The organism is Alteromonas sp. ALT199, from assembly GCF_018619335.1.
Classification (GTDB): domain Bacteria; phylum Pseudomonadota; class Gammaproteobacteria; order Enterobacterales; family Alteromonadaceae; genus Alteromonas.
On sequence record NZ_JAHHDX010000077.1, the window covers coordinates 21,775 to 46,164 of the forward strand.

The window sequence follows — 24,390 nt, forward strand, 5'->3', positions numbered from 1 at the left end:
CTCGCGCTGTGTTATTCCACACCTAATTACTAAAGAGACTTTTTTTATGAGATTTCTACTTTCTATAGCTTTCGCTATTACGCTTACAGGCTGTGCAACCCTTTCTCAGTTAGCGGTTTACACGGTTTCTAATGCCGAGTTAGAACAAGTGCTTGATAGCCAATTGAGTAAGCTACAAAAGCAAACCTCACTTGCTGGTATCCCTCTTTATTTGGATGTGGAAGATATGACAGCGACCATTGGACCAGATGGCAGAGACGTGGTTCAGCTAGGCGCAATTGCCACGGCTCGCGTAAGTGCCTTCGGTTTGAACTACCCAGCTAAGGTCAGCCTTTCATTAGAAGGCACGCCTTATTACGACAGTGAGGAAAAGGCGATATTTGTGCGCTCGTTGTCGCTACTTGATAGCACCATTGATGCAGGCGGTTTTAAAGGTAACTTAGCACCTGTAAGTGGCGAATTTATGCAGCTAATCAACGGTTATTTAGCATCGAACCCGGTTTATCGCTTAGACCCTGCAAACAAAGCGGTAAACGTACTTTCAACCGTGCCTTTACAGCTAACCGTTGAGCAAGGAAAACTTGCGCTTCGACCTAAACAATAATCATTGTGTAACCGTACCAATTGTCGTGTACCGAGCGTCGAGTGCTTCAGCCATACTAAGGTAGGTGAAGCCTCGACGCCAAAGAACAAACTTCCGCTTTAGTGAAATAGGCAGGCATAGTGACAGAACGTATCAAAACGCTAGATGAATTTGCAAAGCACGTGGATTATTCATTACTAAATACCCTTACCCCAGACCCGCAGTCGACGTGTGATGGTAACGACCATGGTCCGCGCCAAGTTTTCTCGGGTCACTATGTGCCGGTTACTCCGACCCCATTATCTTCACCCAAATATATTGCGCACAGCGAGATCTTATTTGCCGAACTAGGCTTAGACGATAGCTTAGCTACATCTGAAGATTTCACCCAGCTGTTTTCAGGCGACATGTCAGCAGTACCTGAACCTATGAAGCCTTTTGGTTGGGCAACTGGCTACGCACTTTCTATTTATGGTACGGAGTACACACAGCAATGCCCGTTTAGAACGGGTAACGGCTACGGTGACGGCCGCGCAATCTCTATCATTGAAGCGGTATTTAACGGCAAGCGTTGGGAAATGCAGTTAAAAGGCGCGGGTCGCACGCCTTATTGTCGCGGCGCCGATGGAAGAGCCGTATTGCGCTCTAGCGTGCGCGAATTCTTAGTGCAAGAGCACATGCACGCGCTAGGCATCCCTACATCACGCTCACTTAGTTTGTTTATGTCTGAAACAGACACTGTAGACAGACCCTGGTATCGCGAAGGCTCTCATTCCTATGAACCTGAAGTGATGGTCGATAACATAACAGCCATATCCACCCGCGTAGCCCCTTCGTTTTTACGCGTTGGCCAAATTGAGCTTTTTGCTAGGCGCGCACGATGTAACGAACACAGCGAAGCATTAAACGAACTAGAAGCCATTGTTAAACACCTTATTGCGCGAGAATACGCAAGTGAAATAGACACAACTGCACCATTTGACGAACAAGTGGTAACGCTGGCTGCGCTATTCAGAGACCGATTAACTCGTCTTGTTTCTGGTTGGGTTCGAGTAGGTTACTGTCAGGGCAATTTTAATAGCGACAACTGCGCCGCAGGCGGCTTTACACTGGATTACGGGCCATTCGGCTTTTGTGAATTTTTTGAAGCAGACTACCAACCGTGGACAGGCGGGGGGCGTCACTTCTCGTTTTTAAACCAGCCCATCGCCGCGCAAAAGAATTTTGATATGTTCTGTCGCTCACTGATGACGCTACTTGAAGGCAACAGTGAACAGCTCTCTAAGCTTAACAATATTAACGACGGTTTTTCTGGCGTTATGGAAAGCGCAATGGAAAGCATGTGGGCAACAAAGCTCGGCCTTGCGAGCTACGACCACGACTTGCTTATCAAGCTTCTGCAATTAATGCTGCGCACAGGCACCGACTACAATATGTTTTTCCGAGAGCTATCTTCGATACCTGAAGATATGGCAGGTTTGACGAAGAGCTTTTACTACCCGCCTAAAGCAGAGGTAATGACAGAATGGGAAGCGTGGCTACAAACCTGGCGTGAGCGCATTGAAACGGACGCAGAAGAACAAGGTGATGTGGAGAACGCTATTGCTGCGATAGCAAAGAATATGCGCAAAGCTAACCCTAAATTCACTTGGCGCGAGTGGCTTATTGTGCCTGCTTACAAAGCCGCCGAGAAAAGTGACTTTACCCAAGTTCACGAACTTCAGAAGATACTTACCGCGCCTTATGATGAGCAAACTGAAGAGGTAGAGAATAAGTATTACCAACTGCGCCCACTTGAATTTTTCAGTGCTGGCGGTGTTGCGCACTACAGCTGCTCTTCGTAACAAAGAGCAGCTTCAATTCAGTCTAGTTACAGTGAATCGATAGATTCACTGGGCTCAGTAAACCAGACAGGGCCATCTTCGGTCATATAAAAATGATCTTCTAAACGTATGCCAAACTCGTTCGGCACCACTATCATAGGCTCGTTACTGAAACACATGCCAGATGCCAATGGATGGGGATTGTCTTTGACCAAATACGGCCATTCGTGAATATCCATACCAATACCATGACCCGTTCGATGAGGTAAGCCTGGCAAATTATAGTCAGGCCCTAAGCCATCTTTCGCTAAGCTATCTCGGGCAGCTTTATCCACATCGCCACAGGGTACACCGACTTCTGCAGCGTTAAATGCAGCAAGCTGCGCACGTTTTTCGCTTTCCCACATTGCGCGTTGTTTATCGGTTGGCTCACCAAAACAATAGGTTCTCGTGATATCAGAGAGGTAACCGTGTACCTTACAACCAGTGTCAATCAATACTAAGTCGTTTTTCTTTAATACTTGTGGGTCTTTAACGCCGTGGGGAAACGAGGTCGCTTTTCCGAAAAGCACAATGCAAAAATAGTTACCGCTGGCGCCTACTTTTTTATGCGCCTCGTTAATAAATGCTTCAACTTCTGTCGTAGTTATGCCCTCATAAAGCATACTGGCAGTGGCTTTGTGCACAGTAAGAGTCATATCCATAGCACGCTGAATGAGCGCTAGTTCATTGTTAGATTTATACATGCGACAGTGCGCTGTTACCTCAGCACCATTGATGATTTGCCATGGTTGTTCCAGCAGTTTATTAAGACCATCTACAATAAAAAACTGCGTAGACTCATCAACACCCAGCTTGCTGCCACCCGCTGTATCCAGCTCGCTCAACATAGAGATGGCAAGCGCGTATGGGCTTTCATGTTCTTGCCAACCGATAATCTCGCCTTCTACTAATTTAAGCTCGTTTAACGAGTCGATTTCAAACGTAGGGGCAAGATATACAATGTCACCTTTTGCAGGCAAAAGCGCACCGACTAAACGTTCGCTGGCGTACCACTGCATGCCTGTGAAATACGCTAAATTAGCACCCGCGTTTAGATATAACGCGCCAATATCATGCTGTTGCATGTAACGCTGGGCTTTGGCGATGCGAGCTTTATGTTCTGAAAGTGAAATGGGACTTAGATCGCCTGCCATGTCGCTAAGGCTATCTAGTGCCTGCTGTGGTGTTTTTGTACCTATTCCCGTACCTATTTTTTCGCCTAGCTGTGTTTCTATCGGAGTGCTCATTAGCCCGCCTTAACTATAGATTTATTAAAACGGGCTCACTGTACAACATTCAATAGGAATGTCGAGATTAGCCAAGGTGGCTAGACCTTTTATACAGTGTACATGAAGATAAACACTTGCTTATTATCCGCTATACTTTTACAGAACACTTTTCCACGCGGCTTCTGGAAGTAAGTACAAACCTTTCTCACTTGTCGCACCTTCATTCACAATAAAGCCAATGCCTGCAGCCATAACGGCTAAGGTTACGTCAAACGCATTGATGCTGTCGCCATAGCCCGCGGTTAAGTTAAACATAGAGCCATCAGCGAGTAGATACAGTGTTTTATCGCCCAGTTTATAGGCATTTACATAAGGCATTGGCTCACTGTGGGTAGCGTTATTTTTTAGGTATGGCACATCAATCTCTTGTGCTACGTGACCCACATTCAAAATAAACGCCCCGTCTTTCATACTGTCTAAATGAGTTGAACTGACTACGCCATAGGCGCCAGTAGCAGTGGCAATAACATCGGCTTGGCTAGCAGCCTCATTTAAATCAACCACTGGCCAACCGTCGTATTTCGCCTGGAGCGCTCTTGCTGGGTCCAGTTCTGCTACTTGGACCTGCGCCCCGTAAGCTTTCGCCGACGCAGCAACGCCCTGCCCCACCAAGCCATAACCAATAACAACCACTACTTTTTCGTGCAGGGTTAGATGGGTAGTTTGGAAGAAGGTTTGCCAAGCGCTTAAGCCCACCATATGTCTATTGTGAAGCCCTTCTTTTACTGGCAAATCATCCCAGTTAAAAATGGGGTAGTTTGGCGCCATACCGTTTAGCCGGTTGATGCCAGAGCCTGTTGCTTCCAAGCCCGATACTATGTTTGGTACTGGTTTATTTACTTTTATATTTTCGTGTAGTCGAGTGGTGAGATCCGCACCCATTTCGCATAAATGGGTGGGTTGCCAAGCCAACGCTTTATCAAATGATTCAGACCAGTCAGCGTCGCTCATATCGCGCCACGCATGGGCTGTTGCACCTTTATCCACAAGGTAGGACACCACATCATCTTGCACTGTAGTAGGGTTGCATGTGGTCAAAAAGATATTACAGCCACCTGAAAGCAGCCCCTCTACTAAAGGCGCCATTTTCAAATCTAAATGCATGTTGCAGGCAAGCCTAATATTAGACAGGTCAGGAAGTGATGCGATAGCCTTACGAGTACGAGGCATATGCAGGCTGGCCCACGCCAACTCTGCTTGAAAATCTTGGTACATGAAAAGGATACTCTGAGAAAACTAGGAACAGCAATACTACGTCAGGTATCCCGCAATTCACAAGTTGTGATTATAAAAGGGCTTTTTAGATAAAAGCCCTTTTATTGGTTTTATTGGCTTTTTTGGTAGCTAACGTTATCAACGTTATATTGTGTGTTGTTAGCCTTAATTTTAGGCGTATTTATGTGTGATACATTTTCAATGACGGTAATGGGTTCACCGTTAGTTAAGTAAAGCGAAATTGGTGCACTGTCGGTAATAGTCGTATCATCGATATGAAGGTTTTGCACGCCGTGGAAATACATAGAAGCGCCAGTCCTATGGGTTTTACCTTTACCAACGTTTTTCAGCCTGTTACCTTTTACCGTTACCATAGGGCCAAAAGTGCTTTCATCAAAGCCCCCGCGGTACACTGTCACCACTTCCTCTTTTACATTGGTGAAGGTGTTGCCTTCTATCGTAAGGTTCTCAACACTGTAAACGCCGAGATCTTCCGTCTCTTTATTAAGCGAAAGAATGGCGCCTGTGATGTTACTCATGTCAGAATTCGCAATAACTATTTCATCAGCAAATGTACCTGGGTAGGCTTTAAAAAAGTAGAAGTAGCCGTTAATGTTGAGGTCTGTCACTTTTACATTATCGACAAGTAACGAATAGTTGATATTCATTGAAGAACGACTGGTTCTGATAATGCTATTGCCTTTGTAGTCAGGCGAAGCGGCGCCATCAAACCAAAGATTATTTAGGTTCAAAGCTCCACCATTGCGAATAACGATAAAGCTTGGCTTCTCAGAACGGATAACAGGTTTAGCGCCCTGCTTTGCCATCACTGTAACTGGGTGGTTGATATTGGCGAAACGGGTTAGCAAATATTCTCCACCATTTTCCAGCACAAGCGTGTCGCCTGGCATGCTATTTTCGAGGGCATTAGCAAGGGTGTCTATACCTGGACTAACCATAATGTCTTTGCCGCTTCCAAATGCAACTCTACTTTCTTTCTTATCGTAATAAGGTGCACCGACTTCATCTTTCGTAACGGGCAGTTTTATTTCCCCAAATTCGATATCGTCAATTAAGCTTTGCTCAGGTGTCATTAAGCCGTATTCGTTCTTTGTTACTTTATAAGGCGCTTTTGTGAAGCCTTTACCAATTGGGTTTTCAGACGTCTGCGTTAACACATTACCTTTAAAGTTTATGCCTGATACATCATCAAATACCGTAATTGGTGTATCGTTGTACTTTCCCAAAATAATGTTGTTTTGCATCTCAGAGCTTTTCGGTGGAGCGGAACGCTCTTCGTCTGCACCCGCACCTAATTGAATATAGTCGCTATCGATAACGATATTGTTGTTCATAACAGATTCAATCACCGGGTCGTATCGATTCGGCGGTGAATTGGGAACACCGTTCATTATCACAAGCGCACCGCGAAAGCGTCTGCCCGTTAGTCCATATAAGTAATTATTCTTTACGGTTTGGTGTTCGTTAATGATGCGAATTCCCCCCGTATTTGGCTTTCTATTTCCAATAAAGTAGTTATTTTCAACTCGTGTGTAATGCCCGTGACGCATTGTTAATGTGCCCTGCGCTTCATAAAACACGTTGCCTAAAAAGGTATTGCCACTTGATTTGTTAGAGATGATTTCATGTTCACCACTGGTGCGATCAAAATAATTGTACTGCACTAGTGTATTGGCATATTCGCGAGAAAAGTGACTGGTGCCTATACGTAAGGTTTCGCCACCATTAGCACCTAGAACCTGTCTAGGGCCGAAGTAGTTGTACTCTATAACGTGGTGATTCTCTCGACTTTCTTTCGAGTTCATTCTCACCGCAACCGTTACCCCACGGTTACGCTTATTAATAAACGAGTTATGGTCGATACGATTGTGTTTGCCATAAATCGCAAGCCATAAATCTGAAAGCTCGCGCTCGGGGTGGCTAAAATCGTCAATAACAACATTCGTTAAGCGAGAATAACTCGCCAACTCTGTAGGCGAGGTTTTAAATGCAATTACCTCACCTGTGGGTGTATACCCCCGAGTAAATACCAGCCCATCAACCACTAGATATTTGCCTGAAAGACTTAAGTTAGACTGGCCGGTGATTATCACCTCTCCCGGCGTTTGTGCCTTTAGGGTTATAGGTTTCCTTTCAGTGCCTTCGCCTTTGAATACAAGTTCAACGTTTGCCCACTCACCGTTAGCAAGGGTAATAGTGTCGCCGGGCTTTGCCGTTTCTACCGTCTGATTAAACTCTTCAATATTAGAAACAAGAGTGGCAAATACTGAGTTACTAAAAAACAGCATCAGCGCCACACCCAGAATATTTAGTTTACTTACCAATATATGATTCATTTTTTAACCTTGTTATTAACAACGCTGACAGCCTTAAATGGTTGAGGCGTTAAACATTTCGATTTATAAATTCAATAGCACTATGAACTACTTCATCTACCGGCATTGCTACATCTATATGCTTTCCATAGTAAGGCAACTGAAAAGTATTTAGCTGTGAACGCAGCAATTTGGGATCGAAAAAGTGGTCGTTACGAGAAGAAAGCCTTGAAGCCAACAAAGCTTCACTGCCAGTAAGCACTATCCAATGAATAGGCAAAGTTTTATTCGCGCTTAGTATATTGCGGTAAGCTTCTTTGAGTGCCGAACACGCCAGCACCGCTCCCTCTGCTTTATCATGTTCACTAAGTAAATCGGAAAGCGCTTCTAACCAAGGAATTCGGTCTTCGTCATTAAGCGCTTTTCCCCGCTGCATTTTGTCTATATTCGCTTTAGAGTGAAAATCATCGCCGTCGAAAAACGGAAGTGAGTAATTGTCGGCAAGTGCTTTACCGACAGTAGACTTACCTGTACCTGACACGCCTGCAACTAGAATCAACATACAAAAATCCTATACTTGCTCAAAAAGCGCTACTACACCATTCGCTGAAATGACGACCGCGAAAATAAATGCCATCACTAACAGGGTATTAAGCAACTTACCTGGCGCGTGGTTTTTCATTAATACTTTCTTGTTAGCCAGGATTAAGATCCCCAAAGTCACTAAGGGCAGTACGAACACATTAAATACCTGAGAAAGTATTTGCCCTTTTATCGGGTTAAAACCGAAAACAGGAATAATAAGCGCCACCAAGCACGCAATTCCGGTTATCACTTTGAACTGTGTTGACTTGGTATCTAGCTTTCCTGAGCGATAATCTGCAATAAGAAGGGGGGCTATCAACAAACAAGGGAATACAGAGGAAAGCCCTGCCGCTAGGGTACCGAAAAAGAACACAGTCAGCGCCGTTTTTCCCGCTATAGGCTCCAGAGCATTTACCATGTCTAATACATGAGTAATCTTTTTCCCTTCGTGAAACAGTGCACCATGGGCAACCGCCATGACCGATGCACTAATGATGAACACCAAAATAGCAGCAACAATTGCATCTTTCTTTTGTTGACCCTGATTAGCCATGCCCCACCCTTTTCCTTGAATAAACAAGGGGCGAGATAAAAACGTGGCAGCGGCCATTGTCGTGCCAACGAACGCCGCCACCATCATCTTTCCGCCCGGCACATCGGGTATTGAAGGAACAAACCCAGCAACGACCTCGACAGGAAGCGGGCGCACCACAATGAGTGAGAATACGAAAGAAAGCCCCATGCACGATACAAACATCACCAGTATTTTTTCAAAAAGAGAATACCTTCCAATAAGCATAATGGCGTACATAATGCCGATGACTGACACAGCTATGCCCAATACCAACTCGTATTTGTATTGATTAAGCGAGGGAGAATAAAGCGCAAGCATCTCAAATATGATATTTGAAGATATGCCGAGGATACCCATTAGTGAGTTCCATTGCCCAAATGTCACACCAACTATAATTAAGATAGCGATAATACGCCCAAACTTGAGATGCTTTTTAAACGCGTAAAGTGCTGTTTCGCCAGTGACTATGGCGTAATTACCATAGGCATATATGAGCGCTCCTGAAAACAAACAACTTAGAAACAAAACCCACAATAGCGACATTCCGTAAGTACTACCTGCCACTATCATAGATGTAACGCTACCAGTTCCTATGGTGTAACCTATTGCAAAGAACGCCGGCCCGAATGCCATTAGCTTTTTGAGAATCGGCAACATTGTATACCTCTTTTTATAATTTATTCGGCACGCATAAAGCTTAGACAGGCTTACGCCATGTATACACCACCGTTAATGTCTAAGGTGGCGCCTGTAATAAACCCATTGTATTCCGATGCCAAAAAGGCCACGGCGCGAGCCACATCTCGCGGATTTCCCGCACGTTTCAAAGGTATTTCACTAATGGTTTTATTCGCTGATTCGTCGGTGGTGTGGGTTGTATGAAAGCGCGTTCCCAATATAAGGCCAGGTGTAACCGCATTTACCCGGATACCATCACCCGCAAGTTCAGAGGCCAATGAACGAGTGAACGTGAGTACCGCTCCTTTGGACGTTGAATACGCAAGCGAGCCGCCATGCCCCCCTTTTCTCCCCGCCAGAGATGATAAATTCACTATCGATGCACCATCTTTTGCAGATTTTAAAAGGGGTAAAAGAACACGGCTAACCATCATGGTTGAGGTGACATTTACCGCCATTACTTTTTCCCAGAACGCATTGTCTATATCATCTAGCGTATGGCGCTCTACGAGATCTCCGGTGTTATTTACCAAAACATCTAAAGAAGGCGTTAAACCCAGGATGGTTTTAGCAAACTCATTCACTGTTTCTTCTTTTGTTAAATCGGCTTGAACAGGGATTATTTCTCCAACTCCCGATTCCAACACCTCTTTTTGCAACTCTTTTACCGCGTCTTCGGAACGATAGTAATGCACAATTACTGTTGCCCCCTGGGCTGCTAACTCAGAAGAAATGGCCCCACCAATTCCGCTAGCGCCGCCAGTAACTAATGCTTTCTTACCAGATAAAGAATTCACATTGACTCCTTATTTATCATTGAAAATCCACTTGATAAACCGTTTTAGTATAGATTCAAATTAACACAGCGAAATGCCATGTCAACAAAATGACAACACATAAGCAACACTAAAGAAACATAAAAAAACGGCTGGTGAAAGACGAATATGCATAAAATTCATATACTTAAAAATGAAAAAGATTTATGGAAAAATAATTAATATTGTTAGACTTTTGGATAAAGCCATTAAGTTTGATGCTTTTATAACCGTCAAAAAAATACAAATAAACATTAAAATCAGACATTTAGTAAAGAAAACTAACGTGGGAACGAAAATAAAACGCGCTAAAAACAAAAATAATGTTGACTAAACCCACCTCAAATGTAACTTTATTGTAAATATCCTGCAAAGCGGGATTTTTTAAAAACAAAAACTAAACCGGTTTAGTTAAATAAAACTTCACATGAAATTTTAATTCGGGGTTTGTGAGGTATTAAGCGGACCAGCTTTTCGGAGAAGCGAAATGAACAAGAAATTATCTAAACTCACCCTTGCCATTTTATCTGCCACAAGTGTTGGCTTCACGTCAGCGAGTGTTGCTCAAGAAGCGCAAGAGCCAGAGAAAACCAGCGATGTAGAGGTTATTGAAGTACGAGGCATTGCCAGCAGTATTGCAGAGTCAGCCCGTCTTAAGCGATACGATTCTCGTATAGTTGACGCTATCGTTGCAGAAGATATTGGTAAACTGCCTGATAACAATATTGCCGAAGCCCTACAGCGTATTACTGGCGTTTCAATAAGCCGTGAATTTGGCGTAGGTGAATCTGTCACTATACGAGGTATCTCGCAAAACCGAGTAGAGTTGAATGGACGCTCTACTTCAGGCAGCGGGCGTGGTGGAATAAGTTTAGCTGATTTCCCTTCAAGCTTTCTAAAAACCGTTGAAGTTGTGAAGTCTCCCACGCCAGAAATGATAGAGGGCGCTTTGGGCGGCACCATTAATATGACAACGGTTAGGCCGTTAGAGCTTTCTGAGCCCTTAATTGCCTTTACGCTTGACGGCGAATATGCGGATAAAGCAAGAACTGGGCGCCGGTTTTTTCTGGTGCCGCTGGTACCAACTGGGATTTGGGTGATGCCGGTACTTTTGGGGCTTCGGTGTTCATGTCTTATCAAGATCGAACACTAAGAAGAGATGAATTTTTTAATCTTGTAACGCCTACTGAGTTAGATTTAGATGGTGATGGAACAAGTGATCAAGCCAATACACCTAGTGGAAATTACCTTGTTCGCAGCCAAAACACAGTAGAGCAAAAAACAGAGCAGCGAGAACGAACCGCTTATGGCGTTTCGTTGCAGTGGGCGCCTAAAGATACTGATGCATTTGTTTATCTAGACATTAACACCACCGAACTTGATGGAGGACAAGAGGCTTATTCTGTTCTCAACGACAGCAAAGATTATGGTGACTTAATACTTGATGATGCTTACGACGATGCGCAGGGTCAGCTGGAAAACTTTGGCTCAGGCAGCGTATTTGTTCAGCCGAAAACCTGGGCTGACTTCACAACGAACGAGTCAACATCTAACGCATTAGGCGGTGAATGGTTTATTACCGATAAGCTTAAGATATCCGGAGAAATTGCCTATACTAAGTCTGAGAGCTTGCGTACAAAATCCGAATTTAACCTTCGCCCTATATCCCGCTCTCAATATGAAGAAGATGGAACAATTACCGAACATCTTTTTACCATTACCATGCTTGGTGACGGTGACCAAGTCCCAGGAATCGCTTTTTCCGACCCAGATGCGTTATTAGATCCAAATAACCTAGCAATTAGGCAGTTTACGCACCAACGCTACTATGAAGAAAATGAAGAAACGGCTATTCGCTTCGATGCTGAGTACTTAGAACCCTTTTCAAGCTTAAGTTTTTTAACCAAGGTTAAAGCTGGCGTTCGTACCACAGACCGAGACTATGAACTGGACCGCTTTGATCTTAGGAATAATGGAAGCGAGCTAAAGAACCTGCAAACCAGTGTTTCTTATGATGGCGTTGTTACCCCTACATGGGTCGATGAATTCAATGAAGCGTTTGGTGGATTTAAAGAAATTAACCACAGTAATTCCTTCGACCAAAGCGGGATTGCCGGCAACAATGCACTTACCCACTATTATGTTTATGACGGGGCAGCGCTAGCGTACGATATTGACGGCACCTATGCCCGAGTTCAGCAAATGCTGGAAGGCAGTAACATGGAGCTAACGGGCTCGTTAGCTGACAACATGGTAAGAAACACGGGTTCTTACGCGCAGATTAACGAAGAAACTCAAGCCCTATATGCGCAGTTTCATTTAGACTTTGACGCTCTAACTGCTGTGGTAGGTGCGCGTTATGTTAAAACTGACTTAACCTCTAACACCTTTGACCAAAGCGGCGAGTACGACTATTCAGATTTTCTACCAAGCTTAAACGTCACGTACACGCTCACCGACGATACAATACTGCGATTCGCTGCGGCTAAAGTAATGAGGCGACCTGAGTTTGGAGAATTAAGCCCAGCACTTAGCGTTGATAATTCACTCGTAACAGGCACGCAAGGCTCTTATCAGCTAGACCCGTATCGAGTGACCCAGTACGACTTCTCTGCTGAACACTACTTTGGCGAAGGTGGTATGGTATCAGCTGCTATTTTTTATAAAGACGTAGAATCATTCACCGTCGCGAGCAGCTCTTGTGTAGCAGATCCAGACACAGTAGAGGGGCAGAATGTTACTGAATACGTCAATGTATGCCTACTCGACACGGCTGGTGTTAGCCAAGCTGATGTGAATTATGTCACGGGCGATCAGGACCTTGCCTACGTTGAAGCCCAACGTGATGCAGGACTCACGGGCATTGTTATCGATACTGACGTAAACGGCGGGAGTGGTGAAGTTGCTGGGGTAGAACTTGCCTATCAACAACAGTTCAGCTTTTTACCTGGCATGTGGTCTGGGCTTGGCATAAGCACAAACTATACGTATGCAGACAGTGAACAGCCTGATGGCAACCCCTTATTGGATATTTCTAATCACACTTTCAATGGTCAAATTTATTGGGAACACGGGGGCTTCCAAGTTCGTTTAGCCTATAACTGGCGTGACAAATATCTAGACTCACAGGACGAAAAACGGGTTCGTCCAGTTGGCGCGCTAGCCACAGGTATTTACAATAGAACTAACCCCGATGAGCCGTTCTTTGACCCAACACTTGGCAACAATTATCGCGATGCACGGGGTCAATTTGACTTCTCCGCAAGTTATGACGTGAACGAGAACATCACCTTAGTCGCCAATGCGGTAAACCTTACGGCGGAACCCTACACCCAAGTTTCTGAACTGGATAGCATTTGGCTTTACAGCGAATCTGATCGTCGCTTTACCCTTGGAGTGCGCGGGCGCTGGTAAGAAGCGTACCGCCTCTCTTAATGGCGCTGTAGTGTGCTGCAGCGCTATTTTCTCTACCCCAATCTATAACAAATTCCCTAGGTTAATTCTATGAAAACAAGAACGCCATTAGTTGCGGCTAACATCCTAATTGCCTTCACTATTGTAGGATGCAACGGCAAATCAGAACCTGAAGAAAAAGGCACTTCCATCCAAGTACCCGGTGATAAATTCGATTTGAGTGGGTGGAATATCATGCTTCCTGTTGATGAAGACGGTGATGGAGCAGCAGATCGGGTTAAAAACAACGCACTCAAATACTATCAGCACGAAACGTTCTTTTACTTAGATGCAGACAACAATATGGTATTTGTTGCTCCTAACAAAGGCTTTACATCGCCCACATCAACAAACACGCGTAGTGAACTTAGACAAGTTTATACAAGCGAAAATGGGCAAGTACCTAGTTATGAAAGCCCTCGTAATTACTTCGCGTTATCCTCCACGCCGAATAACGAAAACTTTGCTGCTGTAGGCGGGCGAATGCAGGCCACACTTAAAGTTAATCACGTGTCGTTAAATGCAAAGTATGCCGACAAACCACCCGCTTATTCCGTGGTAGTGGGTCAGATTCATGCTGCAAAATTAAATGATGAAAAAACGGAAGACGCTGGCTTTGGCTGGGGTAATGAGCCTCTTAAAATTTACTACAAAAAGTACCCTAACCACGAAACAGGAACTGTTTTTTGGAACTACGAAAGAAACCTTCCTGAAAGCCATCCAGAGCGCATCGACATTGCTTACCCGGTATGGGGAGATGGCTGGAACACTAACACCGATCCAGGCAGTGACGGCATAGCCTTAGGTGAATCGTTTAGCTACGAGATTAATGTTTATGGCGATACCATGTACCTTACCTTTTCTGCTGCAAATCACCCCACGGTGAAGCATCAAATAAATCTTGCAGATAATGTAGATGCTTCTGGAAATATTGATGAGTATGACGACCCTATTGGATATAAAAACGACTGGTTGTTTTTCAAGGTTGGTGCGTATAACCAATGCAGCACAAAGGATGCGCCAACGTTTCGCTATCCAGCTTGCCCCGGTACAGGTAATTGGGACGTAGATAAAAAAGCAGGTAACTATACCAGTGTTTCATTTTCTTCTTTACAATTGGGTGACGCGGTAGCACCTAAGTAATGCGGAAAACCATTTGATACGTAAGCAGTTAGAGAACATTAAATGAATAAAACCAAAGTAAGACTTGTAGACGTTGCGACAAAAGCCGGCGTTTCAAAAAGTACCGCATCTCAATTTTTAAATGGACGCTTCGACTTCATGTCGTTAGATACCCGCTTACGATTGCAAAAAGCAGTCGAGGAATTAAATTATGTACCTAACAATATTGCGCGCAGTTTAAAAACCAATAAAACTCGTACATTGGGGGTTATTGTTCGCGATATCGCGAGTTATTACACAAGCCAAGCAATACGAGGCATGGACGATTATTGTAAAAAGCATGGCTACGACCTATTTATTTATAACTCTGACTTCGACCCCGCAACTGAGAAGAGTGCGCTAACTACGCTATGCCAGCTTAATGTAGACGGCGTTATTATTGCCTCGTGTGGCAACAACGCGAAGTTAATCGAAGATATTTCTAAAAATACTGTGCCAGTAGTTCAGTTTCAGCTTGAGCACGACGACTGCGATACGGGTATTGTTGTTGCTGATTACAAACGCGCATCATTTGAAGCCACAGAGTATCTCATCGAATTAGGGCATAAAGATATTTGCTTTGTCACCCAGCAGTTTGAAACGGTAAAGTCACGCCAAGAAAAATATCAAGGATTTGTAGATGCTCATAACAAGCACAACCTGCCGGTTAAGGAAGAACTGATCCTTCATTGGAGCAGAACTGAGGGCTTAGCCGCTTCTCCTGTAGAGCTTCTTAAATCAGATCTGTCGCCCACTGCTTTTTTCACTCAGCAAATTGCTATCACTGTTGATGTGCTAAAGGCGTTAGAGCAAGCAAATATTAATATTCCCGATGACGTTTCGTTGTTAGGTTTTGAAGAAATTCCTATGGCAGAGTTTTTCAGGGTTCCCGTAACAGTAGTAAGACAACAACCTTACGAAATAGGTAGTGAAGCTGCGAGTATGTTGCTGAACAAGATTAAAAGCGGAAAAGCCTTCAACACCCGTACTTTAGTGCCCTGTGAGCTAGTACTCAGGGAATCTTGCTCAACGGCGAAAGGCATAGCAAAGTTTTAAGGAGTGGATGTTTCCACTCCTTCGTTCCATAACACCACCCTGTTTCGTCCGTTCGCTTTTGCTAAATACAAGGCTTGGTCTGATTCTTTAATTAGAACGTTGATATCCTCTTCGCCCGGAGAGGTGCCTGCCACACCAATACTTACTGTCACTCGCAGCAGCTTATTGATATCGTGAGTAAATAGATGCATGCGTAAGTTCTCGGCTATTTGTTTAGCGTACTGAACACGCGTATTAGGTAAAAAGACTAAAAATTCTTCTCCGCCCCAGCGAAAAGTAATGTCAGAGCCTCTGACCTGCCCTTTAATTTCTTCTGCGACTTTTTGCAGCACCTTATCTCCCATGTCATGACCATACTTATCGTTAACTTTTTTAAACCAGTCGATATCAATAAGCATAACTGACATAAATTTATTGCTGCGCTTTCCGAGCTCCCAAATCGGGTACACCAAATCTTCAAAAGCGCGCCTGTTATAAAGAGAGGTTAGTGGGTCGAGCCTTGCGTCGCGCTCAGCATTTTTTCGTGCTTGCTGCACTTGCTTGTAGTTAAACGCCAGTGAAATAGACAGTAGAGACATTTCCAATACCATGCCAATTTCAATACCTCTGAATGCCCACTTTGAATAGGGAATAAGACCCCACGTGGCCAAACTCGACACCGTTGCGCCACCCGTTCCGCACAAAATAGCGGGGAGGAAAAACTTTGCAAGGGTGTCCCCATTTCGATAGGCTAGTATTCCGATACACAGCATCCAAACCGCAATTGATGTCAGTACCACCAGTTGTGACATCACCGCAAAAGAGCGGCTGCCCACCAACACGATTATCACCGCAAGAGCTACTAGTGCGCTATAAATATACTTCCTAATCCGATAAAGCCTAGGTAAGTAAAGTTGGGTATTGAGAAACTCAATGGTGAACCTGACCGCACTGAATAGATACAAAAACATAAACAATGGCATGAGCCACTGCTGAAGGAATACTGACTCTGACCAAACCCACCAAAAACCGTGGCCTGTGTAGGTAAAATTAAAGACCAGAAACGACAAAAGATATAGTGAATAAAGCAGGTAGCGCCGTTCTTTGAGGTAAAAATATAAAACTAGGTTGTATACCAGTAGAATGACAAGCGCACCGTATAAAGCGCCATAAAAATATGCATTTTCCGTAGACTTGTCTTTTGCCGCGCCGGAAGGTCCGACATAAATGGGAATAGTCATTGGGTCTTGGGAAGCAAACCGAAATATCACTAACGTATCTGGCTGGGTAAACCGATAGAAAAGTGATGGCATACGAGCATCTTCAAAACGAGCACTATGCGCTTGACTGTCACCAAGCTTAACATGATGTTTTCTTTGACCGCTTTCAAAGAAATAGATGTCGATGTCATCTAGCCACGCATTATCTACCTCTATCTTGAGAGGAAGGAATGGAACTGTTACTAGGCTGTGTTCAGTAGCGCGACTAGCAAAACCACTATAATTATTTTGATCAATTTCTAACACGCCCCAGATGGTGTTACTCGTAAACCCATAACTAACCCGCCCGTCAGTATTTTTAACTAAATCATTCTGCTTATATTTGTCAAAAATAGCGTCGGCAGATAACGTACTACCGTCTTCTAAGTACATCCAAAGCTTGTGATTAACCAACTCCATCTTATTTAATGCCACAGCTTCCTGCGCGTAAGCGTCAGAAAACCAACCCCATATGCTATGTGCTATTACCAAGCCGACAAAGAAAAAAAATGCTTTCATACATCAGCTCTTTCTAATAGGGGATTCAGATACAGGGCCGACAATAAAAAAGGTCCACCCTTGCTAACATCAATATTAAGTTACGCTTATTAACAAGGATTGTGAATAAGTTTATTGGCTAGAAAACAATGTAACCGCTTTTTCTTTGGTTAATTACACATTTACTTTATGCATAGATGCAGAAGCTTGGCATACTATAGTTCGTTCTGCCTATTCACAAAGCAGCAATTTACTGTTCTATTTCCCATAAACCTAAAGGCATTCGTTCTTTTTATGCTTAGCTTTATTACCAGTACGCTTATTCCTGTATTGATCCTTCTTTTAATGGGTTGGCTTTTTTTCCGAATTAAGTGGCTTAATGAAGGGTTTATTGAAGCTGGCTCTAAACTCGTATTTAACGTTGCGCTCCCTGCTCTACTGTTCTTATCAATTGCGCGGGCTGACTTTTCCAAAGCCGCTAATTTATCTCTTATAAGCGTGGGAGTGATAGGAACACTTATTGTATTTGCTGCGCTCATGATTATCTCTCACATGTCAGTACACCCTTACAAAGCCAGAGGTGTAGTTGTACAGGGGGGCTTTAGAGCCAACATGGGTATTATTGGCTTAGCCTATTGCGCTAACACCTATGGGCAAGAGGGTCTAGCGGTAGCGTCTGTCTACATGGGGTGTATTACCATCTTATTTAATGTACTTTCGGTCTTTGTTCTGAACTTTTACCAAGGTACCTCGCGATCATTAATGGGCCAAGTTACCGGCATGGCGAAAAACCCGTTAATCTTATCTATCGCTGCCGCTCTGCCCTTCTCATACTTTGAATGGCAGCTCCCGGATACAGTCGTTAAAACAGGAGAATATTTCGCTCAACTTACCCTGCCACTTGCACTTATATGTACCGGCGCCTCACTTCAGTTCCGCTCGTTTTCCAGTGACTGGTTTAATATTGTGCTTAGTACAACTAGCAAATGCGTGGTTTACCCAACTATATTGGTCGCTCTTGCCTATGCTTTCGGTTTTAAAGGAATGGAGCTTGGCATTGTTCTACTTCTCGCGATTTCACCCACGGCGGCGGCAAGCTATGTAATGGTGAGAAACTTGGGCGGTGATTATCGCTTAGCGGCAAGCATTATCGCAGTCAGCACATTAGTGTCTTTGCCTATTACCGCCCTAGCCTTTGGAATACTAAGCAAATTACAGCTGGTGTGACGAATACGCTCTAGCCCTTGTTCAATAGCTCTATTTTGCAATCGTCTTTATCACAACTTTTAGGGTAAATAGAATCAGAGCTATTAAATCCGAGCAATAGACCACCAAACCTGTCTTACCAATTAAATTACAAAATTTACCAAAATATTTAATTGGTCTGCTCCATTCTTCTTTCACTTCTGTTATTGTGTTTATTACAAATTGTCATTTTTAAATAACAACATTTTTACCCTACATCCGTTGTTGCCTGTTTTCATCAATGGCTATTTGATAACAAGGAAATAAATACAATGAACATTAAGAAATTTAGCCTTACCATGCTAGCTGTTGGTATCAGTCTGTCGTCTTTTGCTAGCGAAGCAAAAGGTCACCCTAGTCTTATTCTTACCGAGCCTGGCGTAGAAAGAATGAGAGACAATTTGGGTGAAGTTCCTCTGTTTGATAAAAGTTTGGCAACCGTTAAGCAAGAAGTAGATGCCGAAATTGCAATGGGTATTGATACGCCCATTCCAAAGGATTTCTCAGGTGGCTACACCCACCAGCGCCATAAACAAAACTTCTTCATTGCGCAAAAAGCTGGCGTACTTTATCAAGTGTTAGAAGATGAAAAGTACGCTAAATATATTCGTGACATGTTGTTTCAATATGAAGCCATGTACAAAGACTTACCCCTTCACCCGCAAAAGCGCTCATATTCGCGGGGTAAATTGTTCTGGCAATGCCTAAACGACAGCAATTGGCTGGTTTATATGAGCCAAGCTTATGATGCTATTTACGATTATTTATCTGCTGATGAACGTACAACACTGGAGGACAATCTCTTCCGTCCGTTTGCCGATTTTATTTCATTAGAAAACCCACAATTTTTTAATCGCGTTCACAACCACAGTACCTGGGGCATTGCTGCCGTAGGCATGATTGGCCTTGTTATGAACGATGAAGAGCTTATACAACGTGCGCTTTATGGTATTGAAGACGACGGCTTAGAAGTAGGCGGTAAAGACAACGATGGCGGCACTATTAAAGTAGAAGGTCAGCGTAAGGGCTTTTTTGCTAATTTAGAAGAGCCCTTCTCTCCAGATGGCTACTATACCGAAGGGCCTTACTATCAGCGCTATGCAATGTATCCTTTCCTAATACTTGCGCTGGCGATGGAAAACAATCGTCCAGACTTAAAAGTACTACAGCATAAAGACAATGTGTTGTTAAAAGGTATCGATGCACTTCTTAACCTTTCTGACGCAGATGGCGAATTCTTCCCGCTTAACGATGCTCAAAAGGGCATGTCTTATAAGAAAGCTTCATTAGTTACCGCAGTAGACCTCGCCTACTTTTATGGAGAGAAAGATCCTCGCTTGTTAAGCGTGGTAGAAAAGCAAGGACAAGTACTTCTTCAAGAATCGGGTCTTGAAGCCGCTATTGATATTCGAGATGGCAAAGCGGTTCCCTTTGTAAAGTCTTCCGTGAATTTAAGTGACGGACCTAACGGTGACCAAGGAGGTGTAGGCATTTTGCGTTATGGCAATGAAGACCTAACGCTTGTGTTTAAGTATGCTGCGCAGGGTTTAAGTCACGGTCACTACGATAAGTTATCCTTCTCATTGTACGAAAAAGGTGAGGAAGTCCTGCAAGATTATGGACTAGCTCGCTTTGTGAATATCGGTCAAAAAGGCGGTGGTAACTATCTAAAAGAAAACACCACGTGGGCTAAGACAACCATTGCACATAATACTCTATCAATAAATGGTACAAAGCATTTTGACGGGAAGTATGAGGTTGCCAGCCAACATCACTCTGATCTTTTCACTTTCGACGCAGAAAATGACAATGTAAAAGTGGTTAGTGCGACAGAAGAAAATGCCTACCCGGGTACGTTAATGCACCGTACTATGGCCGTGATCAAAGACGAAAACTTTGAAAAGCCGTTTGTACTAGACATTTTACGCGTTGATTCTGATAAGAAAAATCAATACGACCTGCCCTTCTATTACATGGGTCAGATAATTGATAAGAGCTTTACTCACGAATCACCTTCCACATTGGCACCATTTGGTGATGAAAATGGCTATCAACATTTATTTGTAGAGGGCAAGGGTAACGCAAGTGAAGGCAATACTAAGTTCCAATGGCTTCAGCATGGGAAGTACTACACGCTGACTTCGGTTACTAAAGCAGACGACCAGGTATACTTAACTCGTATTGGCGCAAACGATCCAGAATTCAACCTGCGTCGCGATGCAGCTATTACGCTTAGGCGAAATGATACCCAGGATACGGTGTTTGTTTCTGTAGTAGAACCACATGGTTCTTACAGTCCGGTGAGCGAATCGTCGATAAACTCAAGAAGCAGTATCAAAAATCTTGAGGTGGTTTTAAATAGCGACGCGTACACAGGCGTGCGTATTACCGACGTAAAGGGCGGTACACAGCTATTTATCATAGCCAATAGCAACAGCGATAAAGATTCTGAGCACTCTGTCACTATTGAAGGTCAAAAATACAGCTGGAGTGGGCCATATTTTTATAAATAGCGCTCACTTTTTTGGCGCCCCCCTAAGTCATTTAAAAAAGGCCTCAATTTGAGGCCTTTGTAGTTAGATATCGTCTTATTAGAATAAGTAAGATGCCGATAATTTAAAATTCCGCCCTGTTTCGTAATCTTGTACTGTATCGCTGCTATAAGATGCATGGGAGTAATAGGCTTTATCGAATAAGTTTTGTACCCCAAGGGTTACAGTAAGTGCACTTATATCTCTAGGTAGCCATTGCATGGTGATATTGTGAACTTGGTAACCAGCTTTGTGGATATCAGCACCACTGAATACTGAATCATCAGCTAGTGTAACAAGTGTTGTCCAGTTAACATTCAAGTCATAATCAGGCATGTCGTACCCAAGGTTTAGCGCAATACTATCCCCCACTTCGTAACGCAACTGGTCAACTGTTTCTAGGTGTTTAGAATCTGATTTTGAGTAACTTAATCGAGCATTAAACAGATCCTTTCGAAGGGAGATAGACGACTCGAATCCATCAATATCATAGTCGCCTGAATTGGCGTATAGACCCACTGGACGTCCTTTTCTAAATAAGCAACGCCCAGCGTTTTATTAATGCCGGTTTCAGCTTTAAGGCTTTGATCGAATACTGTGGTGTAGTCTACGTAGCTAGCACATTATAGCCAGTGTGCTCCGAGTTACCCTCAACTCCCAAGGTCACGTAGCTCAACTCGTTTTTATAAAGTGTACTTCTCATGGTAATGGCATCACCATAGTCTAATTCATGAGCGATAGAGGTACTTGTTCTTGTGTAATCAATGTCTTGAGTTTCAGCGTTAGTATCTTCAGCAAATTCAGCACCGAAGTTGGTTTTTACGTAATAGTCGCCGCGGTCGTTATATTTATCATATGAAAAAATAAGGCGATTATGCGCATTAACGTCCCAGCCTAACTTTAATACTCCATTATAAGTTCGCCCTTCGTTCCCGGTCACTTCGCGACCAGTTCCCGAATCGAAGTTATCCTTATCGGTATAGGTGTAATACAGCATAGCGTCTACGTTGTCAGAAATGCGTGTAAAAACCGTACCTGAGCCACCCCAGTAGTCATTTGAAGCAACATCGGTATGAAGGCGGGCTCCAAATTCCTGGCCAGGTAGTAATAAGTCTTTGGCATCTTTTGTTTCAAAAGCCACGCCACCCGATAACCCACCTGTTAGCACCGAGTTGGTACCGACATTGATATCTACGGCTTTCAATATATCGGCATTCACTAAAAGGTTGCCAGCGTGATGGAACATATTATTGTTTTGCGAGATCCCATCAATAGTAATATTCAGGTCTAAATCATCCACACCGCGAATATTAATTCCCTGCACAATAGAGTGTGAGCCACCAATATCGAGACCGGCTTGATCTCGTAATAGGTCGCTTAGGTGTGCCGCTTGTTTCTTTTCAATATCATCTTCTATTAGCGCTGAGTTGATAATATTTGTGCTCCACACTTCAATGACTTCGGTTTCTTCTTTATCGTCTACAGACACTACTGCATTAGTGTCAGCGTTTACTGTAGAAGACACCCCAGTTAGTAAAGCGCTAATTGTAAAACTCAGTGTGCTCAATTCGAAACGCGACAAAACATATCCCCTGTTAAAAATTCAAATGCTATTAAGAATGGTTTGCATTAAATGCTTTTGAGAGGACCGCGGCAACCAATAGTTTATGCACAACATGCATAGTGAGTATTTCAGTACTGAAAGCGACTTTTAACGAGTTCTCTGAACCACAAACATAAGGGGTCTGTATGGACGCGCTGGTGCCAATAAAGATAAACCTGCGAGTATTCTGACTTTATAGAGGAAGGTACTTTGCGAATGGCTACGTTATGGTTTTTTGCTATGTCTTCTGCAAGGTGTTCAGGTAGATAAAAAATAATATCAGTTTTCTCTACTAATCCACCAATATTAAAGAAGTGTTTCAATTTTACAGGCGTAGATACATTGCCTATGCCTAAGCTTTCCAGACTCTCTGCTATGGGAAGTACGCTTTCCCCTTGGGTCGATATTTGTCCGAAGTGACAGTCCTTCAGTCTTTCAATGGTAATGTCTTTGGTGGCGAGTCTGTGAGTTTGCGCCATTAGCAGCACAAAGTTTCGCTTAAAAAGAGGTAGTCTGTGAATTTTATCTTCCGCATTCTGTGGAGAATGACCACTAACAACGAAGTGGACATCTCCGTTTATCAATCCATTGAACTGAGGTTTGGGAGTAGAATCAATGTCAAGGGAGAGGCCTGGGGCCTGGCGTCTGATTTCACTAATAAGGGGCTCTATGAACACGCTCATTTGTGGTGGTAAGCCAAACAGTTTGATAGTGGCTCGGCTGGTTAGTGGGGTAAAGCTCTGCTTGTTAAGCATTCCCTCTACCATTGCTAATAGGTGGGTTAATTCTCCTTCTAAAGACTTTGCCTTCTCTGTGAGCACGTATTGCCCAGCCACTCTCGTAAGTAAAGGGTCATCGAACAGTTCGCGCAGCTTTTTAAGTGCTCGACTCACCGACGATTGGCTCATATTTAGCGTTAACCCAGTATTGCTAATATGCTTTTCATGGAGCAGCGTTTTTAAAACAATGAGAAGGTTAAGATCTAGTTTGCTGATATCCACTATTTTTCCGAGACCCCTTGCGTGAAACTAGGCGCAAAATACTAGCCAAGAGGCGAGCAATCAGTAGCGGCACACCTATTAACACTAAGGCTTTTATAAAAGGCAATATAAAGAGAATCGCTGCTGGAATGTCGGGTTTGCCTTCGCCGCCGTGTTGATAACCCGCAGCATTAATGTCTTGAGCAAATTGAGTTTGCTCAAGAGTTATCATTAGCAACCCTATGCATACAGATATACCAACAACGATAGCCGTTCGAGACTTCCAATCTTTCTTAATAAACTTCATTACAATGCCTTTTTCTTCATTTGCACAATGAGCGTTTTAATCCAACGAAAATGAAATGCTAAATGTAAACCTAAAATAGGCATGATTAACGTGGCTGAATCATGATGCATCTTCGACCAGAAATCCTGAATATTTAATGGAATACCTAGTGCAGGAAACAATGCAACAGACACTAAAAAACCACTAACTAAGACAAACATCATCAATAAATAAAGGTTACAGAGCAATTCTAATGAAGCTTTATAGCCTATACATTAAAAGTTAACCCTTTGTTGAAATAGACATTTAGTTATCCTTTACTCATTTATTGTATTTTTACTATACTCAAACCTAACAGAAACTAGCACGCTATTAACGATGTTTTTATTTGGGTTAGTA

General features: G+C 43.4%; 18 protein-coding genes and 1 pseudogene. 7 read left to right on the plus strand and 12 right to left on the minus strand.

The window, feature by feature from the left end; all coding sequences use genetic code 11:
- Nucleotides 1-46: 46 nt before the first annotated feature.
- Together KL866_RS07880 and KL866_RS07885 are read left to right on the plus strand one after the other, a co-directional pair.
- Nucleotides 47-604 carry a DUF1439 domain-containing protein gene (locus KL866_RS07880; protein WP_025254181.1) on the plus strand — a complete coding sequence of 186 codons (558 nt, stop codon included), beginning with the start codon at nucleotides 47-49 and terminating at the stop codon, nucleotides 602-604.
- A 119-nt stretch (nucleotides 605-723) separates the two neighbouring features.
- On the plus strand, nucleotides 724-2,427 hold the full coding sequence (locus KL866_RS07885; protein WP_214994447.1) for a protein adenylyltransferase SelO family protein: 1,704 nt from the start codon (nucleotides 724-726) through the stop codon (nucleotides 2,425-2,427).
- Nucleotides 2,428-2,453: 26 nt separating this feature from the next.
- Here the strand turns inward: KL866_RS07885 and KL866_RS07890 are convergent, their stop codons facing one another.
- From KL866_RS07890 to KL866_RS07915, 6 genes are all read right to left on the minus strand, one after another.
- A complete protein-coding gene (locus tag KL866_RS07890; protein ID WP_051511216.1) occupies nucleotides 2,454-3,695 on the minus strand; it encodes a Xaa-Pro peptidase family protein in 1,242 nt (413 codons plus the stop codon).
- Between the two features lie 138 nt (nucleotides 3,696-3,833).
- Nucleotides 3,834-4,952 carry an adenosylhomocysteinase gene (locus KL866_RS07895; RefSeq protein ID WP_214994449.1) on the minus strand — a complete coding sequence of 373 codons (1,119 nt, stop codon included), beginning with the start codon at nucleotides 4,950-4,952 and terminating at the stop codon, nucleotides 3,834-3,836.
- Nucleotides 4,953-5,062: 110 nt separating this feature from the next.
- Complete coding sequence (locus KL866_RS07900) at nucleotides 5,063-7,309, minus strand: polysaccharide lyase 6 family protein (protein ID WP_214994451.1); 2,247 nt, start codon at nucleotides 7,307-7,309, stop codon at nucleotides 5,063-5,065.
- Between the two features lie 49 nt (nucleotides 7,310-7,358).
- Nucleotides 7,359-7,850 (minus strand): gluconokinase, encoded by a 492-nt coding sequence (locus KL866_RS07905; protein ID WP_118492376.1) that lies wholly within the window; start codon nucleotides 7,848-7,850, stop codon nucleotides 7,359-7,361.
- A gap of 9 nt (nucleotides 7,851-7,859) precedes the next feature.
- Complete coding sequence (locus tag KL866_RS07910; RefSeq protein WP_214994457.1) at nucleotides 7,860-9,104, minus strand: Nramp family divalent metal transporter; 1,245 nt, start codon at nucleotides 9,102-9,104, stop codon at nucleotides 7,860-7,862.
- A gap of 50 nt (nucleotides 9,105-9,154) precedes the next feature.
- Entirely contained in the window at nucleotides 9,155-9,922 is a 768-nt protein-coding gene (locus KL866_RS07915; RefSeq protein WP_214994459.1) for an SDR family NAD(P)-dependent oxidoreductase, read from the minus strand.
- A 505-nt stretch (nucleotides 9,923-10,427) separates the two neighbouring features.
- Here KL866_RS07915 and KL866_RS07920 point away from each other — a divergent pair.
- The 3 genes and pseudogenes from KL866_RS07920 (at nucleotide 10,428) to KL866_RS07930 (ending at nucleotide 15,610) form a co-directional block, all read left to right on the plus strand.
- Nucleotides 10,428-13,354, plus strand: a pseudogene (locus KL866_RS07920) (TonB-dependent receptor).
- Nucleotides 13,355-13,444: 90 nt separating this feature from the next.
- On the plus strand, nucleotides 13,445-14,536 hold the full coding sequence (locus tag KL866_RS07925; RefSeq protein WP_214994461.1) for a polysaccharide lyase family 7 protein: 1,092 nt from the start codon (nucleotides 13,445-13,447) through the stop codon (nucleotides 14,534-14,536).
- A gap of 42 nt (nucleotides 14,537-14,578) precedes the next feature.
- On the plus strand, nucleotides 14,579-15,610 hold the full coding sequence (locus KL866_RS07930; protein ID WP_025254170.1) for a substrate-binding domain-containing protein: 1,032 nt from the start codon (nucleotides 14,579-14,581) through the stop codon (nucleotides 15,608-15,610).
- On the opposite strand, the gene KL866_RS07935 is transcribed toward KL866_RS07930, so the two are convergent.
- Entirely contained in the window at nucleotides 15,607-17,367 is a 1,761-nt protein-coding gene (locus KL866_RS07935) for a diguanylate cyclase (protein WP_214994463.1), read from the minus strand. The genes KL866_RS07930 and KL866_RS07935 overlap by 4 nt on opposite strands.
- Before the next feature lie 273 nt (nucleotides 17,368-17,640).
- On the opposite strand from KL866_RS07935, the gene KL866_RS07940 reads away from it, so the two are divergent.
- Both KL866_RS07940 and KL866_RS07945 read left to right on the plus strand, forming a co-directional pair.
- Nucleotides 17,641-18,573, plus strand: a complete 933-nt coding sequence (locus KL866_RS07940) for an AEC family transporter (protein WP_214994465.1) — start codon at nucleotides 17,641-17,643, stop codon at nucleotides 18,571-18,573.
- Between the two features lie 290 nt (nucleotides 18,574-18,863).
- A complete protein-coding gene (locus KL866_RS07945; RefSeq protein ID WP_029661335.1) occupies nucleotides 18,864-21,104 on the plus strand; it encodes an alginate lyase family protein in 2,241 nt (746 codons plus the stop codon).
- A 78-nt stretch (nucleotides 21,105-21,182) separates the two neighbouring features.
- On the opposite strand, the gene KL866_RS07950 is transcribed toward KL866_RS07945, so the two are convergent.
- From KL866_RS07950 to KL866_RS07970, 5 genes are all read right to left on the minus strand, one after another.
- Nucleotides 21,183-21,641, minus strand: coding sequence for a TonB-dependent receptor (locus KL866_RS07950; protein WP_214994472.1), 459 nt, complete (start codon nucleotides 21,639-21,641; stop codon nucleotides 21,183-21,185).
- A gap of 88 nt (nucleotides 21,642-21,729) precedes the next feature.
- Entirely contained in the window at nucleotides 21,730-22,704 is a 975-nt protein-coding gene (locus tag KL866_RS07955) for a TonB-dependent receptor plug domain-containing protein (RefSeq protein ID WP_214994480.1), read from the minus strand.
- 110 nt (nucleotides 22,705-22,814) lie between these two features.
- Nucleotides 22,815-23,726, minus strand: coding sequence for a LysR family transcriptional regulator (locus KL866_RS07960; RefSeq protein ID WP_214994482.1), 912 nt, complete (start codon nucleotides 23,724-23,726; stop codon nucleotides 22,815-22,817).
- Nucleotides 23,701-24,012: a hypothetical protein gene (locus tag KL866_RS07965; RefSeq protein ID WP_214994483.1), complete on the minus strand. Its 312-nt coding sequence runs from the start codon at nucleotides 24,010-24,012 to the stop codon at nucleotides 23,701-23,703. Before KL866_RS07965 ends, KL866_RS07960 begins: the two co-directional genes overlap by 26 nt.
- Nucleotides 24,012-24,215 (minus strand): DUF4405 domain-containing protein, encoded by a 204-nt coding sequence (locus tag KL866_RS07970; RefSeq protein ID WP_214994485.1) that lies wholly within the window; start codon nucleotides 24,213-24,215, stop codon nucleotides 24,012-24,014. The genes KL866_RS07965 and KL866_RS07970 overlap by 1 nt, the downstream gene beginning before the upstream one ends.
- Nucleotides 24,216-24,390 lie beyond the last annotated feature (175 nt).

What these genes read in the sequence shown, in the direction of transcription:
- KL866_RS07880 (WP_025254181.1), top strand. Translation starts at nt 47, where the DNA reads ATGAGATTTCTACTTTCTATAGCTTTCGCTATTACGCTTACAGGCTGT.
- KL866_RS07890 (WP_051511216.1), bottom strand. Translation starts at nt 3,695, where the DNA reads ATGAGCACTCCGATAGAAACACAGCTAGGCGAAAAAATAGGTACGGGA.
- KL866_RS07895 (WP_214994449.1), bottom strand. Translation starts at nt 4,952, where the DNA reads ATGTACCAAGATTTTCAAGCAGAGTTGGCGTGGGCCAGCCTGCATATG.
- KL866_RS07900 (WP_214994451.1), bottom strand. Translation starts at nt 7,309, where the DNA reads ATGAATCATATATTGGTAAGTAAACTAAATATTCTGGGTGTGGCGCTG.
- KL866_RS07905 (WP_118492376.1), bottom strand. Translation starts at nt 7,850, where the DNA reads ATGTTGATTCTAGTTGCAGGCGTGTCAGGTACAGGTAAGTCTACTGTC.
- KL866_RS07910 (WP_214994457.1), bottom strand. Translation starts at nt 9,104, where the DNA reads ATGTTGCCGATTCTCAAAAAGCTAATGGCATTCGGGCCGGCGTTCTTT.
- KL866_RS07925 (WP_214994461.1), top strand. Translation starts at nt 13,445, where the DNA reads ATGAAAACAAGAACGCCATTAGTTGCGGCTAACATCCTAATTGCCTTC.
- KL866_RS07930 (WP_025254170.1), top strand. Translation starts at nt 14,579, where the DNA reads ATGAATAAAACCAAAGTAAGACTTGTAGACGTTGCGACAAAAGCCGGC.
- KL866_RS07935 (WP_214994463.1), bottom strand. Translation starts at nt 17,367, where the DNA reads ATGAAAGCATTTTTTTTCTTTGTCGGCTTGGTAATAGCACATAGCATA.
- KL866_RS07940 (WP_214994465.1), top strand. Translation starts at nt 17,641, where the DNA reads ATGCTTAGCTTTATTACCAGTACGCTTATTCCTGTATTGATCCTTCTT.
- KL866_RS07945 (WP_029661335.1), top strand. Translation starts at nt 18,864, where the DNA reads ATGAACATTAAGAAATTTAGCCTTACCATGCTAGCTGTTGGTATCAGT.
- KL866_RS07965 (WP_214994483.1), bottom strand. Translation starts at nt 24,012, where the DNA reads ATGAAGTTTATTAAGAAAGATTGGAAGTCTCGAACGGCTATCGTTGTT.
- KL866_RS07970 (WP_214994485.1), bottom strand. Translation starts at nt 24,215, where the DNA reads ATGATGTTTGTCTTAGTTAGTGGTTTTTTAGTGTCTGTTGCATTGTTT.